The sequence below is a fragment of the Fibrobacter sp. UWEL genome (genome assembly GCF_900142535.1).
In the GTDB taxonomy this organism is placed as follows: Bacteria; Fibrobacterota; Fibrobacteria; order Fibrobacterales; family Fibrobacteraceae; genus Fibrobacter.
Window position 1 is genome coordinate 184429 of record NZ_FRBE01000001.1, and the last position, 16274, is coordinate 200702.

At 49.5% G+C, this 16274-nt stretch carries 11 protein-coding genes; 5 read left to right on the forward strand and 6 right to left on the reverse strand.

What is annotated here, in order from left to right; genetic code table 11:
• Nucleotides 1–36 precede the first annotated feature (36 nt).
• Nucleotides 37–1380: a penicillin-binding transpeptidase domain-containing protein gene (locus BUB59_RS00805; protein ID WP_073224689.1), complete on the reverse strand. Its 1344-nt coding sequence runs from the start codon at nt 1378–1380 to the stop codon at nt 37–39.
• Complete coding sequence (orn, locus tag BUB59_RS00810; protein WP_073224691.1) at nt 1381–1935, reverse strand: oligoribonuclease; 555 nt, start codon at nt 1933–1935, stop codon at nt 1381–1383. It lies immediately after the preceding gene.
• 186 nt (nt 1936–2121) lie between these two features.
• On the opposite strand from orn, the gene fabF reads away from it, so the two are divergent.
• Both fabF and BUB59_RS00820 read left to right on the forward strand, forming a co-directional pair.
• Nucleotides 2122–3351: a beta-ketoacyl-ACP synthase II gene (gene fabF, locus BUB59_RS00815; RefSeq protein WP_073224694.1), complete on the forward strand. Its 1230-nt coding sequence runs from the start codon at nt 2122–2124 to the stop codon at nt 3349–3351.
• Between the two features lie 175 nt (nt 3352–3526).
• Nucleotides 3527–4468, forward strand: a complete 942-nt coding sequence (locus BUB59_RS00820; RefSeq protein ID WP_234979884.1) for a YfiM family protein — start codon at nt 3527–3529, stop codon at nt 4466–4468.
• Nucleotides 4469–4737: 269 nt separating this feature from the next.
• Here BUB59_RS00820 and BUB59_RS15450 read toward each other — a convergent pair whose 3' ends face one another.
• On the reverse strand, nt 4738–6243 hold the full coding sequence (locus BUB59_RS15450) for a hypothetical protein (RefSeq protein WP_083540094.1): 1506 nt from the start codon (nt 6241–6243) through the stop codon (nt 4738–4740).
• Between the two features lie 151 nt (nt 6244–6394).
• On the opposite strand from BUB59_RS15450, the gene BUB59_RS00835 reads away from it, so the two are divergent.
• Complete coding sequence (locus BUB59_RS00835; RefSeq protein ID WP_159433299.1) at nt 6395–6967, forward strand: FISUMP domain-containing protein; 573 nt, start codon at nt 6395–6397, stop codon at nt 6965–6967.
• A gap of 23 nt (nt 6968–6990) precedes the next feature.
• Here the strand turns inward: BUB59_RS00835 and BUB59_RS00840 are convergent, their stop codons facing one another.
• Nucleotides 6991–7959, reverse strand: a complete 969-nt coding sequence (locus BUB59_RS00840; RefSeq protein WP_073224700.1) for a hypothetical protein — start codon at nt 7957–7959, stop codon at nt 6991–6993.
• A gap of 286 nt (nt 7960–8245) precedes the next feature.
• Between BUB59_RS00840 and BUB59_RS00845 the strand changes: the two genes are divergently transcribed.
• Nucleotides 8246–11893, forward strand: a complete 3648-nt coding sequence (locus BUB59_RS00845; RefSeq protein ID WP_073224703.1) for a fibro-slime domain-containing protein — start codon at nt 8246–8248, stop codon at nt 11891–11893.
• 40 nt (nt 11894–11933) lie between these two features.
• Nucleotides 11934–14243 (forward strand): ATP-dependent helicase, encoded by a 2310-nt coding sequence (locus tag BUB59_RS00850; RefSeq protein ID WP_073224705.1) that lies wholly within the window; start codon nt 11934–11936, stop codon nt 14241–14243.
• On the opposite strand, the gene BUB59_RS00855 is transcribed toward BUB59_RS00850, so the two are convergent.
• A complete protein-coding gene (locus BUB59_RS00855; protein WP_073224707.1) occupies nt 14244–14822 on the reverse strand; it encodes a phosphatidylglycerophosphatase A family protein in 579 nt (192 codons plus the stop codon).
• Nucleotides 14823–14857: 35 nt separating this feature from the next.
• Nucleotides 14858–16222 (reverse strand): GTPase HflX, encoded by a 1365-nt coding sequence (hflX, locus tag BUB59_RS00860; RefSeq protein WP_234979885.1) that lies wholly within the window; start codon nt 16220–16222, stop codon nt 14858–14860.
• Nucleotides 16223–16274 lie beyond the last annotated feature (52 nt).

Below are 16274 nucleotides of genomic sequence, written 5' to 3' on the forward strand. Positions count from 1 at the left end.
TCCTATAAGGTTGGTGTATGAACCGACCCACTTAAATTACTTTTTTTCATTTCCCCAGAGGGCCTGGTGCGCCCAGTAATTGATCACCATTGCGGAAACCTGAGTGGTGGGCTGGGGACGGATTCCCTGAGGATCGTAAACTTGCATGACCACCAGGATGATTGCCTTGTTGGGGTCATCCTTGGACTGGGCGAATCCCATGAACCAGTCGTAACGTCCGTAGGGATCCTTGCCGTCCAGAGATCCGGTCTTGCCGCCGATGGTCAGGGCGTTATAGTTCTTGCGGGCCATATGCCTGGTGGAAATATTCTTGCGGGCGGTTCCGTGCGTGATGGAACGGATCATGGCCTGACGAAGACCGTAATAAGTGTTCTCGCTAAACTTGCCTACGTCCAGTGCCAGACGGCTCTTGGGGGCGAATCCATCCAGGTTGGTAGCCCAAGGAATTTCCAGCGGCTTCTTCATGAGGATGGCGCGGACCTGTGCGGCTGCCTGCAGGGGAGACAATGTGGTGGCGTCTGTAAAACCGCATGCCACTTCCGCCAGGCCATAGCCTGTATCGGGAGGTGCGTAGTTGGACTTGTTGGGAATACTTCCCGGATAGGTCATGTTGTAACCCAGGTTCTTGGCGGCTGCCTTCAGTCGACTTGCGCCCACATTCAGACCGATAATACCCAGAGGGGGATTGTAGGAATGGGCATAGGCATCCTGAAGTTCTGCGGTGGGACCCTTGTAATTTTCCGGAACGCGAAGCTGGTTCTTGTACAAGTGATGGGCACGACCAATCAGCGGGATGGGGGTGTTTAGAGAATAACGGTTACTTTCCATGGCCGCTGCGATGGTCACAGTCTTTGCGAGGGAGGCGGCAGGGAAGGTGTTGCGGATGAGATAGTCCGGCTTATTCTGGACCTGGCCATCTTTCTGCTCGCCCCAGGCGATGATTTCGTTACTCTTGGCGTCCACCACCAGGATCATGGCATGCTGGGGCTTGAAGGACCTGAGCATATTGTCGATTTTTTCTGCCAGGAAGGGATTCTTCTGACTCTTGATGTGAGTGTAGTCAATAGTTACTGGCTTTTCCTGTTCTGCGGGGACAGGTGCCGTGGCGTCCTGTTGTGCTGCCTGGGAAATGTTTTGGGTGGCGTCTTCAGCATTTGCAACTGTTGAAACCGAGGAGGTGTCTTCTCTTTCTTCCTCGGCCATCGCTTGCTCTTGAGCCTTGACGGTCTCATCCATTTCGTTTGATTCCTTGCCCTTGGAAAGGCAGGAACCGATACCTACGCAAAGGAGTACAAATACAAAGATGGCAATGGCGCGGTTACGCATGCGGGCCGCATGGGAAATCTGCTTTTTGGGTTCGATATAGGGCTTGAGGGACATTTAAATACGTTCTTTGAAGATTGTCTTGCGGTAGTATTCCAGTTCTGCAATGCTTTCGCGGATATCATCCAGTGCCTGGTGGCGTTCCATTTTCTGGAATTCGGGCAGGTTCGGATACCAGCGGAAAGTCAGTTCCTTGATGGAGCTTACGTCGATATTTCGATAGTTCAGCCATTCGGAAAGTTTGGGCATGTACTTATAGATAAAGCGTCTGTCCTGGGTAATGGAGTTCCCGCAAAGCAGGTTGCCGCCTTTTTCTGTGTAAGGCTTGATCAGGTCCAGAACCATCTTCTCGCAGTCAGCGACGGTCAGTTTCGACTTGCGGCAGCGATCCACCAGACCACTTTGGGTGTGATGTCGCTTGTTCCAGTCGTCCATGCCTTCAAAAACATTTTCGGGCTGATGTACGGCAAGAACCGGTCCCTCGGTAATCACCTTGAGATTTGGGTCGGTCACGATGGTGGCCACTTCAAGGATTACATCCTTGTCGGGGTTGAGACCTGACATTTCAAGGTCTATCCAGACGAGATTGGGGGAACTTTTCCATCTTACCATAGTGCGGCAAATTTAGCTTTTTTGATGAAAAAGACTGATTTCCCATGCCGTTCGTCAGCCTTTTTAGCCCTTTTATCAAAAACTTACATTTTGTATACATTAAAACACTTTAATGTAAGTTCTTTGTTTGCTATATTTGGCGTAGCTAAAACAAACTAATAATCTCAACATTTGGGTTAAGAAATTATGGAAGAAGTTGTAATCACTGGTATGGGCTGCGTTTCTGCCCTTGGCAACACTCCCGACCTTCTCTGGGACAACCTCCTGGCTGGTAAGTCCGGCATCACTCCGATTACTCGCTTTGATGTTACCAATTTCACCACCAAGTTCTCTGCCAGCGTCAACGAATTCGTTGCAGACGAATACTTCTCTGCTCGCGACCAGTCTCGCTATTCTCGCAGCATCCAGTATGCCGTTTATTCCGCATACAAGGCTCTTGCTAATGCTGGTGTTGACCCTGCTGCTGAAGATCCGAGCCGCGCCGGTGTGATTATCGGTTCCGGTATCGGTGGTATGAAAATCTATACCGACACTTGCGTTGCCTATGCAACTCGCGGTCCTAGCCGTGTGTCTCCGTTCTTCATCCCTATGGCAATTACTAATATGCCTGCTGGTGAAGTTTCCAACCGTATCGGCTGGATGGGCCCCTGCTTCGCAGTGACCTCCGCTTGCGCTACTTCCAACCACGCCATTGCCGCTGCATACGACGCCATCCGTCTTGGCCGTGCAGATATCATGCTGGCCGGTGGTGCTGACGAAACCGTTAACGAAGTTGCTGTTGCTGGTTTCTGCTCCATGAAGGCTCTTTCCAAGCGTAACGACGATCCTACTACCGCTTCCCGCCCCTTCGATGTTGATCGTGACGGTTTCGTGATTGGTGAAGGTGCTGGTGTTCTCGTTCTCGAAAGCCTTTCTCACGCTCAGAAGCGTGGCGCAAAGATCCTCGCTCGCGTTGCTGGCGTTGGCATGAGCGCAGATGCTCACCACATGTCCGCTCCCCGCGAAGATGGCGAAGGCGTTCGCATGGCTATCGAAATGGCTCTCCGTGATGCTAAGATCGCTGCTTCCGACGTTGGCTACGTCAACACCCACGGTACTTCCACTCCCCTTGGCGACGTTGCTGAATGCTCCGCTCTTGAAAAGGTCTTCGGTCTCCGTGATACCCTCAAGATCAACTCCTCTAAGTGCATGATCGGTCATGCTCTTGGTGCTGCTGGTGCTCTCGAAGCAATCATCACCATCAAGTCCCTCCAGAACCAGATGATCCACGCTACCACCAACGTGTTCAATCAGGACGAACGCATCCACTTCGACGTTTGCGCCAACAAGAACACTGCTCATAGCTTCAAGTATGCTATGTCCGATGGCTTCGGCTTCGGTGGTCACAACAGCGTTGTGCTCCTGGCTCGCGACTAATAAGACCGCTCGGCTTAACTTCACATGAGTACATGTGTTTGAGCCTCGCTCTCACAAAAACGCCCGCTTTAAAAGCGGGTATTTTTGTTCACGGAAAGTTCGCGTTAGCACTTGATATAATCTTCTTGCCATCTTGGGGTTGTGCCCGGGATGGCTTTTTTTTATTTTTTGCCCCGTGAAAAATTGGATTAGAAACATTTTGATTGGCGGTCTGGTATTTTTTGGAACCGCACAGGCGAATAATTTTCTTGGCCCTCTGACTTGGCGTGATTCCACTTGGGATTACCGCAGTGAAGATCCTGAGGATTCCGTAAGGACGTTGAACCCCCTGAAGCTTACTGGGGTGGCTTCTACCACTCTTATTGCTTATGGTGCTGCCTACTGGTTTGTCTTTGACAAGGGCTGGTGGGGAGAAAATGGCAGCGATTTCCATTTTGAAAATGATTTCGATTATGCCCTGAACTTGGATAAACTCGGTCATTTTGCATCTGGCGTTGTGTTGGGCGAATTGTTCTACGAAGGTTATCGCTGGTCGGGTGTTTCTGAATTCTACTCCTATTTGTTTGCCGGCCTTTCCGCTATGTCTACTCATATTGCTGTGGATGTGAAGGATGGGTTTGCTCCTAGTTGGGGCTTTAGCATTTTTGATGTGCTTTCTGGTTCTATTGGCGGTTTCTTGCCCATGGCGGAACGTTATGTGCCCTTGTTCAAGTACGTGGATCTTAAGTGGAGTTACTGGATTAACACGAAGGTTTATTACCGACAGAATCATCAGGCTTCTGATGGTATCTTTACGGATGACTATGTGAACCAGACTTATTGGGCTAGTTTCAAGCCGTATCGCTTGCTGCCGGCTGCTGCCCGTAGGTATTATCCTAGCTGGCTTGCCATTGCTGCTGGTATCAGTATTGATGAGGGTGTGTTCATCAAGCATTATGAGGGAACGCCTCATAGAGAGGTTTATATTGCCCTGGATTACGATTTGGAAGCTTTAAGACCTCAGAGCCGTTGGGCTCGATTCCTGGTGAAGACCCTCAATTACTTCAAGTTGCCCGCTCCTACCGTACAAGTATATCCCGACGTCAAGTGGTTCTTGATGTATCCTATTAAGTTTTAGAACGTGGGGAAAACTCGGGATAGGGGGCTTTGGTAGTAGCCTCTCCGCTCGGCTCACTTCGTTCACCCGCTTCGCTACGCTTGCGGACTCGCTCCGATTCTACCACCAAATCCCCCTAGTACGTCCCACGTCTTAATAGGCTGTGGGGCTTTTCGCTGGCGTAGGGATGGCTCGGGATGCAAAAAAGTCCAGCCCATAGGGCCGGACCTTTTTGAGAGCGAGCGCAAATCGTAGGTTTTAAGCCTTACGTACTGCGCGAGCGGTCTTCATTAGAAATTAAAGACGGTTTCAACACCCATCTTGAAGCCAACATCTTCGTCGTCGTTGTTGTCGCCAACGGGGATGTCAAACATACCGGTTGCCATGATGGAAACGTTTTCGACGGGGTCGATGTAAACGCGTGCACCGCAGTCGAGGGTGGAGATGTCTGCGTCGTCATCGAGAGTGTTGGTGTGGAATTCAACGGGGATACCGATCTTGATGAATTCAGCAAACTTGAATGCCGGTTCTGCGTATGCGAACATGTATTCCGGAACGTCGTTAGCGATTTCGTTACGGTTCAGATCGTCGTCAGAGAGGAAGGCATAGAAGAAGGAAGTCTTGATCTGGAAGATGGAAACTTCGAAGCTGGGTTCAACCAAGATAGCGTGAGCGACAGAAGTCATGTCGACGTTGCCGCCGTCTGCCAGGTAGTCAGCATGGAAGCCGTAAACAGCGCGGAAGCTGAAGCCACCGAGGTTCAGGCCTGCGTCGATACCAGCATGGAGTTCGTTGTGTTCAGCTTCCTGGTAGGACTTGTAGTCGAAGTACGGACGGAGGTGCTGACCAGCATAGTTGAATTCGTATGCGGCATGGAAGTTGTAGTTAGCGTCGTCATCTGCGGAAACACGGAGGTCGTTGGAGTTACGACCGAAACCGATGCCCAGTTCCAGACCAGCGAGGCCAACCTGAATACCGCGAACGTCGTGGTCGATCATGCCAGCAGCCTGCTGGTAGGTCTTGGTGTAGTTGTAGTAAGCCTGGAAGCCGCCTTCACCGAAGGAGAAGTCGCCCATCTTCACGAAGAAGAAGTCAGCGGGCTGGTACTTGATGAATGCAGAGTTGTAACCGATGCCTGCATTTTCGGTGTTGGTTTCGCCTTCGAGAACCAAACGTGCAGACCACTTGTCGTTGAACTTCACGTCGGTGTACAATTCAACGTCGGTGAAGTATTCGTGCTTGAGGTCGCCATCAGCAAACAGGTCGTTGGTGTATGCGTCAACTTCGACCATACCGGAGAACTTGACTTCCATGTTAGCCTTGGAAGTACCTTCGTTCATGGAAGCCTTCAGAGCGTCCATTGCATTGCCAGCTGCGTTTGCAACTTCGGAAGGATTGGTGTCTTCAGCAGCGGGAGCAGCTTCAGCGGCAGCCTTTTCTTCTTCAGCCTTCTTAGCTTCAGCAGCGGCCTTTTCTTCTTCAGCCTTCTTAGCTTCAGCAGCAGCCTTTTCTTCTTCAGCCTTCTTGGCTTCAGCAGCAGCCTTTTCTTCTTCAGCCTTCTTAGCTTCAGCGGCAGCCTTTTCTTCTTCAGCCTTCTTGGCTTCAGCAGCAGCCTTTTCTTCTTCAGCCTTCTTAGCTTCAGCAGCCTTAGCTTCGTCTGCAGCCTTTACGGAGTCAGCCTTAACTTCAGCAGCGGGTTTTGCGGGGGCTGCGGCGGGAGCTGCAGCGGGGGCCTGAGCAAATGCGCCAGCGGCAGCGATGCCGAGGACGATTGCGGAGAGCTTCATCTTGTTCATCTCTATCTCCTTGATAGTTATTGTGAATTCCGATGTGTAATTTAGTTAGATTATGGGATTTTTGCACCCCTCTATTGAATTTTTTGGTACTTTTTCGTGGGGTGAAATAAATTTGTATCTTTTTGATACGCAACGACTTTACGGTTTCAGTATGAAGTTTACACGTTTTGTTTTAGGCTTTTCAATTCTTGCAACAAACCTCTGGGCATTGCCTCAGACGGGAACCTTTTTTGACTCCCGAGACAACAAGACTTATAGGACCGTAGTAATCGGTTCCAAGACCTGGTTTGCGGAAAACTTGAGCTATAAGACCAAGAGCGGTAGCGAATGTTACGACAGTAAGGACGCCAACTGCCAGAAGTATGGTCGTCTCTATACATTTGAAGCCGCCAAGAAGGCCTGTCCTGCTGGTTGGCATCTTCCCGAGAATGAGGAATGGACCTGGTTCAAGACATTCATCGAGGATAGTGACGGTAAGGAAGCCGCCTGGATGAGCCTGAAATCCCGAGACAAGTGGGATGGCTCAGACCGCTACGGCTTTGATGTGGTTCCCGCGGGAAAGGCTACGGATGAATTCCTGGAACTTGGCGTATCCGCCCATTTCTGGAGTGCCACTGAAGAGGACGGAGACGCCTACGGTTGGCATCTGGCCCCTCCCGGCGATTTTTCCCGTGACTTTGACATTAGCACCAACATGTATTCGGTGCGTTGTCTAAAAAACTAGACTAGAGAACCTGCGGACCTGGTTTAGAACTTGTGGTCCCAGCTGAAAGCAATGCGGTAGAAGGACCATTCCCGTCCGGTTTTCTTCAGCAGCGGTTCTTCGTCGGCATTTTCGTGATCCGTTGCAAAGCTGCGTCCCCCTTCGAAGGTAATGAGGGTCATGAGTTCGTTCTTGGCGTTCAGCTTGAAGTTCATCAGGAGGCTCAGGTCAATCCACATAAAGTCGCCGTCAAAGCCCTGGTAGACTTTCTTGTAGTCTGCCGGATCGTAGTGTCCGTAGAATTCTGCCATGAACCCCACCATCTGGAGGGCGATGGGCATCTGGTAGCCTAGGACCGCCGTCACATCGTACTGCCAACCGTTTGCTTCACCGGGGAAGACCTGCCAGGACCATAGGTCTCCGTCATCCACGCCGGTAATGCCTTCGTAAATCCACTTGTAGGAAGCCTGCATTACCACATGGCTCCAGTCTCCTTCGATCAGGGCGCCCGTATCGAACTGGAATGTGGCCTTTGCCCAGTAGTCGTAGTAGTAGTTTCCGAAGGGAGTCAAGCTCTTGTATTCCTGTTTCTTCAGACTATAGACGCTCATTCCGTCAAATCCCAGTGGATTCCAGCCGGTGCCGATGGAGCCGCCTGCGGAAAATACCAGGAAGGGTACGGGTGTAAAGTCCAGGCCGACCAGGGGGCGGATTGTCAGGGGGGACAGTTCAAAGATTCCATTGAATTTCACATTGGCGCCTTTCAGGAGCCAGTGTTCCCCTAGGGGGGTGGGCAAGGTGTAGGTGGCGTTGAAACGGGTAACTGCCTTTGCTCCGCTAAAAGGTCCGTTCAGTCCTGCAAAGTGATCATCTCCAGCTTCATAATCTACATCGGTGTAGATGGCGGCGATGGTGGTTAGGGACAAGTCAAGATGACTCTTGGTACTTTCGTCGGCTTCGCCTGCAAAGAGTGCGGCAGGTAGGAGAGACAATGTAAGCAATTTCTTAAACATTACGAACACACCTTTATTTAATCCTTCTTGAAATAAAAGATAGTTACAAATTGACTTTTTGCGGAAATTCGTTTGTATTTAGGCATTTTTTATAAAATAATGCGAAAAATGTTCTCATTTTATTTGATTTGTTTTTTGAGAAACCCATTAGCAATTTGCTAATGAAAGTAAATATTTCTAAAAGTAGGCTGTTCTCAAAATAAATAATGTATTTTCTCATTACTCACGATAAATGAGTAAGGGATTGTGATTTATGGGTAGACCTACTTTAGGGCGTGCTTTGGGCATGCTCGCTTTTTGGGTTGTTGCCGCTTTTGGCTTGGCAACGGGTGCGGAAACTTCTTCTGAAACGTCAAAAACCATCGCGTTTTATACTCCATGGAGCAACACAAATGCGGTTTTGTTTGTGGATGGCGACTCTGTTGCTACCATGACTTCCCTCAAAAATTACTGTGGATGGTTCAAGGCGGATGTGACTGTCCCCGCTAATGGCCTAAAGGTGTATTTCAAGCAGACCGTCGGTAGAAATTATGTGGGTTCCGAAGGTATGACTTTGGATGAGCCGACCATTGCTACTGAAATTGTCCTGGATTCTGTAGCCGCTCTGACGGATACTGTCTGGGTACAGGGGTATAAGACCGGCGCTCCTTCCCAATTTTCCCAGTTCCCTGGGGTTTTGGGGGATTGCCCTCTGAAAAAATTCCCGGTAACCATGTTCGACTGGCTCCACGGAGACAAGGGTGATGGCAATGGCGCTGGCAAGAATGGCGATCCTGCCAATGGAATCAGCGCGGACTTTGGTTCCGGTGGGTGCAATAGTGGCGATAGAGCTGGTTCTAATTTTACCGCTTCCAGAGTGTATGGCGATTCCGTCTACAAATACATGGGTGGTATGGTGGAACGTGAATTGGGCGCAAACGGTGTACCGGTAATGGCTGATCCGTTCCCTACAAATTGCAAGAATACTAATCACTTGAATGAATGGTTTCTTCCGGAATCTCTGGCGGTAGATGCAAATGGCAATACTCTCACCAATATGACTTGCCGCGACCTTTACATCTCTATGGATGATGAAGGTTTTTGGCTGGCGGAAGTATCCAAGGATAATATTTCCGAAGGAAATGAGTTCAATAAGGGCGGTATGTTCCTTCTGGATGATTTTAAGTTCCTGGACGCGGAAGGAACCGTTGCTAATCCTTACTTTGAACAGGTGAGAGGCTCTGATGGAAGAAAGCATAATTTTGGATTTACCATGAAGATTCAGGCTACTTTCGAATATGTGCCTGGACAGTACTTTGATTTCCTGGGTGATGACGACGTGTGGGTTTTCATCAATAACAAGTTGGTGGTGGATATTGGCGGTCAGCATGGTCAGATTCCAGGTGCCGTAGATCTGGACACCATCGGACAGAATAATCCCGCTGAAAAGCTGGTCCCGGGACAGCTATACAATTTCCACATTTTCTACGTGGAACGCCATACCGGATCTTCAAATTTCAAGATGCGTACGTCTATCGATCTGCAGGTGGATGCTTCCATTTTCGTGACCTCTGAAGAGAGAGGGGATGAGGTTGTCTATGACGTGTGGCAGATTAATAAGCGTAACAAGTTTGCCTGTGGAAACGATGTAAGCAACCAGGATACTGTCATTACGGGTGGTGCATCCAACTATAGATTGACCGGTGGAAATCTGGTAAATCCCATTGTGTTTGAACCGGGCTCTTACTTCGATGGTGGCCTCGTGATTTCCAGTGACTCAACGTTTAGTATTAACGTGGAGGCCATCAAGGCGGCTGGAGCTCTTGTCCCGGGACATTATTTCCTGGAAGTTTCCCTGAAATCTGATCCTAGCCAGTCTACTCGAATTGAAATTGTAGTTCCTATCTATGACATTCCTACGGTGGCTTTTGCAAGCGAAGAATGGAATGTTCTCGGAAAGGAAGTTTCTGGCGATACGCTGCAAATTGGCGACTGGGCTTATGCCACCTATAAGGTGAACGTAACTTTCCTGGAAGAGTGGGCTACGGTGAATAATTATAACAGGAAAATCAACCTGGCATTCTCTGATCCCAACATTGATATTCTGGATGCTGAAGATGGAAAGAAAATCACTTACGTCAATCTGGATTCCAATGGTCGAGCCACCTTCTACGTCCATGCTAATGCTCCTGTTGCTGGTGTGACTTTAACGGCGAAGGGCGCTGCTGCAGGCAACTCTGTCTGGAAGAACTTGAATTTCCCGGAACCGCCTATACCTCAGGTAGTGAAGGCTATTGTGCATGATCGCAATGGAGATGGACGTGTGGATAGTCTTCATGTTCAATTTGACCGAGCTATCAATAGCAAAACCGTTTTAGATTCTATCCAGTTTACATTTGGTGAATCCTTCATGACCACCACAAAGTTCAAAATCGTGAACGGAATGGAATTGATTGCTTTGGCAGAAGATGTAAATCCTACGATGTGTGCTAATGAGAAAAATTGTGGATTTGGCAGCCGTCAGTTTACGGGAGGTTCTTCTGGCTTATATACGGGTTCCTTGAATAGCTGGTTTACCTATTCCGATAACGGGAGTAAGAGCCATTTCTATAAGGAAGATGAACCTATTGCTGATGGTGCGGGGCCGATTATCTTGAGTGCTGTAAAGACCAAGGGGGATGATGGCAATCGATACCTTTCCCTCACCTTTAGTGAAGTTATTTCCGAAGAATCTCGACAGAATATAGCTACGCTTCTTGAATTTATTTGCACGCGCGGGGGCGTGAACGAAACACCGGAAGCCCCTGCTGCTCAGACTGGGTTTGGAAGTAAGATGGTGCTGGTTTATAGCTCTGTAACAGATGATATGGTGCTGCCTACTAGTGGAGATCGAGTTCGTTTTGCTCTAGGATTGAATTACGTTCGTGACTTGGTTGGAAATGGCCCCCATGCCAATAACCCGTGGGCTGTAGTCACAGGTGATCAGGAATTGAAAAATCAGAATCCTAGTGTGATTACAGTGGGCGAGGACCCTTATGGAATTATTGAGAACGAACGGATTACTCAGCCTTTCCTGGTGGCAGATAATGGTCAGACCGTTCAGCAAATTGGCGACTCCTTGGGTGTTCAGGGGAGCCTGGTGGATTTCGATATGGCAAAGATCATGATGGAAGAGTCGCAGAATGCGGTAAATGCTTTTGACGCCTTTGTTGAATCTAGACTGGGTAGTACTACAACTTATGACACCGCCATCACTTCCATTAGCGCCGATGAGGCCTTGGTAATGGTTTTCTCTGATATTCGCACCGGCGTGGTAGGGGAAAACTTTAATTTCAGTACTGCTACTGTGACGGCCATTATGGATGGATCCATTACGGAATTGAATTACTCAACCATGATTCCTGCAGAGGAACAGGAAATAATTTCTAGACTGGTTCAGAATAATATTGACGCCAATACGGATACCGTCATTACAGTGAGCAATATTTCCACCGTGACCCAGTCCGATATTTTTGAACAGGTGAGATCAGGTGCCCTGGATAAGGATTTGGCTGCTGCAGGTGTGAACCAGATTCTGGTAAATGCCATTAAGAATGGTGAGGTAGATGAATTCAATATTGAGTCATACCGAAATGGTTCTAAATCCTTGGTTTCCGACGATGCTGTTTTTCTTGTCTATCATACTTATTACTATACCCAACTTGGTAACTATGTGGGTGGTACTTCTGGCCGCATTAAGTGTTCCGATCCCTCTGTGTATGGAGAGCGTGGCTGCTTGGAAAACAAAGGCAGGCTGTTCCTGGCTTGGAACATGCGTTCGGATGATGGTCGTCTTGTGGGAACAGGGGCCTATATCTCCCGACTAGAACTGAAAATAGTGATGAACGGAAAGACTATCTTGCGCCAATCCGATGACACGATTATTGGCGTACGTAGAGGGAAGGACATTAAATAATCCTTGACATATACTGCACAAAAGTGTATTTTTGTGCAGTATGAATAAGTTGGATGCAGAACAGCGGGAAGCTGTAGAAAATACCGAAGGTTTTGTTCGTGTGATTGCAGGTGCGGGGTCCGGAAAGACTCGTACCTTGACTCAGCGCTACCTCTACCTGGCCAAGGAGCTGGGAATTTCTCCATCCAACATTCTCTGCGTCACCTTTACCAACAAGGCTGCGGGCGAAATGAAGAGCCGTATCCGCACTATGCTGAAGGGTGACGATTCCGGCTACATTTCTACTTTCCATGGCTTTTGCGTTCAGTTCCTGCGAGAGGATATTCATGTCCTGAATTATCCCAAGGAATTCATGATCCTGGATGAAGATGACCAGAAGGCTTTGCTGAAAAAGTCCTACGCCGAGCTGGGCCTGCATCTAAATGACCTGAAGATCAGTAGCGTCATGGATTTTATTGGCGGTCGCAAGGCCAACGAGACGGATTACGTTTCCCTCTTTGCGGAAAAGAACGGGGAGGACTTGCTGGAACTGATTGAGTCTGCGCCCGACAAGTGGCATAAGGTTTATTACCGCTATCTTTACGAACAGCGCAAAAACTTTGCCCTGGATTTTGATGACCTGATTTTAGTGACGCTTTATATCTTGAAGCGTTTCCCGGAAAAGCTGGAGAAGTGGTCCAAACGCATGATGTATATCATGGTGGATGAATTTCAGGATATTGACGGTCAGCAGTATCAATTGGCGGAACTGTTAAGCAGCTACCATAAGAATCTATTTGTGGTGGGGGATCCGGACCAGACCATTTATACTTGGCGTGGTGCCGATGTGAATCGTATCCTGGATTTTGACCGCCATCATGAGGGTTGCAAGACCATTCTCTTGCAGAACAACTACCGTTCTACGCCCAGCATTTTGAAAGTTCCTGATTCCGTCATCAAGAATAACGAGTTCCGTATTGAAAAGGTGCTGCGCCCCATGCGCTCGGGCGGCAAGACTCCTGTTTTCTATCACGCCAAGAATACTCGCAAAGAGGCTGAATGGATCGTTGAACGCATCCAGCAGGCGGTGGAAAATGGGGTGGATTACAAAGACATTGCGGTTTTGTACCGCATGCATTCCCAGTCTCGTTCCGTGGAAGAAGCCTTGATGAGTAAGGAGATTCCCTATAAGGTTTATAGCGGGATTGGCTTCTATCAGCGTCAGGAAGTGAAGGATGTGCTTTGCTACCTGCGTATATTGGTGTATGGCGATGACTTAAGCTTTATGCGTGTGGTAAATACGCCCAAGCGTATGTTTGGCCCCAAGAAGCAGGCTATCCTCCAGAATTATGCTGCCAGTCGCGGGCTTAATCTCTACGACGCCCTATTAGAAATTTATGTGGCTGCTGCCGCCGAAGATGCCGCGGTAGAAAACGAAACGGTCAAGCCTGATCTGGATTGTTCCGCCTTTATGTCCCGTACGAAAGTCGGGGAGTTTGTCCAGCTGATTGAAAAGTACCGTAGCGCCTATAAGGATATGGCTGTAAGCGATGTCTTGACCAAGATGCTTCGTGAATCGGGCTACGAGGAAATGCTCCGCCTGGATGGGGACGATGATCGCCTCAGCAATCTGGCAGAATTAAAGCAGGGCGTCATGGAATTCGAGAAGAACTTCGAGGAAGACGCTACTCTGGATGAGTACCTGCAAAATATCGTGCTGTTCACTAACGCGGATGTGGATTCTCAGGTCCCTGAGCTTGCCGAAGGGAACGGTGGTTCGGCGGGCTCACTAACCTTAGATCGCAAGAATAAGATTCAGCTCATGACCATCCATAACGCCAAGGGTCTGGAATTCCCCTACGTATTTGTGTGCGGCCTGAACGAGGGCTGTTTCCCGGTGAAGCGTGTGAAGAACAAGGTCCAGCTGGAAGAGGAACGCAGGCTAGCTTACGTGGCCTTGACCCGTGCGGAAAATGTTCTCTGCATGAGCGATTCCGAGGATAGCGCCGGCGGTGACGTGCAATGCCGTTATCCATCCCGATTCCTGCTGGAAATGAACATGGATGATCTGGATATTGTCCAGGGATTTAGCGACGAATGGTATCGGGCTGCCAAGCAGCATATTGCGGAAGTGGATCGCAATCGCGAGCTGGGAGAGGGCCTGAATCTAGATGATTCCGGAGTAGACGGAGTTTCCGGCAAGAAGGCTCCCGTGGCGAAGTTTGCCGAGGGGGACCGTGTGGTCCATAAAATTATGGGCGCCGGTACCATCGTTGGCATCGACGCCGAGAATTTCTATTACGAAATCAAGTTCGATAAGATTGCGACCCATAGGGCCATACAGTTTGATTATCCGCTAGAAGCTGAGTGATTAAAACGTAATAGCGGCAATGACGCCCATGAGAATACCTGCGTAGACGCCGCCTAACAGGTCATCAGCCATCACGCCCCAAGCGCCGGGGAAAGCTTCGAACTTGTGGATGCCCAGAGGCTTCAGAATGTCAAAGAAGCGGAATAGTCCAAATCCAATTGCCAACAGCCAGGGGGCTGCCAGAAGGGCGGAACTGCTGACAAAGGCAAATGTCATAAAGATTCCGCACACTTCGTCAATGACAATCCAGCCCGGATCTTCCGTCTGGGTGTCGTTCATTGCTTTCTTTACGAAAGGTATTGCAGCAAAAAAGACGATGAGGGCGGCTGCGAGAAAAGCGAAATTGATGGTCAGGTTCCCGAGGGGAATGGAAATGTCCAAGCAGGGGCACTTGCTAAACAGCAATGCCATAGGGTAGGCGACGATGGCTGCAGCCAGGCTTCCCATGGTGCCGGGAGCCTTGGGACTCATGCCGGAGCCAAAGAAGGTACAAATCTGTGCGGAGATGAAATCTGTACCGCGCCACTGGTGAGGCACGCGCTTCTTGCCATATTTTTCTTTCAATTCTTCTTTATTCATATTCAATGTCATCCCCGGCTTGACCGGGGATCTAGCTATTCATCGTAAATTCCTGGTTCGCGCCAGTCTTCGTCACGCTTGCTGTTAAAACTCTTGTCGGAAACGCTTTCTGCCGGATGGGCGGGCCAGGGCGATTCAACCACCTCCTTGATTTGCGCGGCCTGGGCCTCGCGCTTCTTGTGCCAGGTGGCCAGCTGTTCCTTGAACGCTTCTCTCAGACGTTCCATGCCAATATTCTCTCGGGCACTGACCTGAATGGCTTCGGGATAATTTTCCGACAGTTCCTTTCGACGTTCTTCATCGCAGACTTCCACCTTGTTGAATACGCGGAGTCTAGGCGTTTCCGGACTGATGATCCCTTCCAGCGTCTTGTGGGTCACTTCCAGATGTTCCCTGTAGTCGGGTGCGCTACCGTCTACCACCTCAAGGATACAGTCGGCGTGGGCGGCTACCCCAAGGGTGCTCTTGAAGGTTTCGATTAAATTGTGAGGCAGCTTGCGGATAAATCCCACGGTGTCGGACAAAATGATGCTTTCTCCATCCAGGAACAGCTTGCGTGTGGTACTGTCCAAAGTGGCAAACAGCTTGTCTTCCACATAGACATCTGCGCCTGTCATACGGTTGGTAAGAGTGGACTTACCTGCGTTGGTGTAGCCGACGATACCCACATGGAAAATGTCACTGCGATTCTCTGCCTGGCTTTCTCGGGCGTCTTCAATTTTTTCCAGCTTCTTCTTCAGTTCCTGAATTCTTTTACGAATCAGTCGGCGGTCCGTTTCCAGCTGGGTTTCACCAGGACCTTTCGTTCCGATACCGCCGTTGTGCTGGCGGCAAAGGTGAGTCCACGCACCTGTTAGGCGGGGCATCATGTACTGCAACTGTGCCACTTCCACCATAAGGCGGCTTTCGGCAGTAACTGCATGCTTTGCAAAGATATCCAGAATAAGACCGGTACGGTCCAAAACTTTTATTCCGGGAAGTCGTGCTTCCAAGTTACGCACCTGGGAACCAGAAAGGTCATCGTCAAACACCACCATCTTGGCATCGTTTTCTTCCAGGGCAATCTTGACCTGGTTCACCTTGCCTTCACCAATCAGCGTTGCTGCGTTGAACTGCTGGACGCGCTGCAAAAAACTCTGGACGACTTCTGCACCGGCGGTTTCTGCAAGTCGGCCTAGTTCCGCCAGCTGTTCTGTGGCAAGCCAGGGGCGAACCTTGGGAGTTGCGATTCCGATCAGGATGCAACGTTCCTTTTCCACCTTATTTTCCTTCAGGCCTCTTTCCCCACGGGATTTGCGGGGCTTCTCGGATTCGGTAAATTCGTCGGCGTGCTCACTGTCGAGCCCACGGTTGAATTCCAGGGCGTTTCCACGATTTCGCTGGTTGTCTTGTCTGCGCACTCAGTAGTTCCTATTGGTTTTATACTGCACTAATATAGCATAGTGCGAGAAA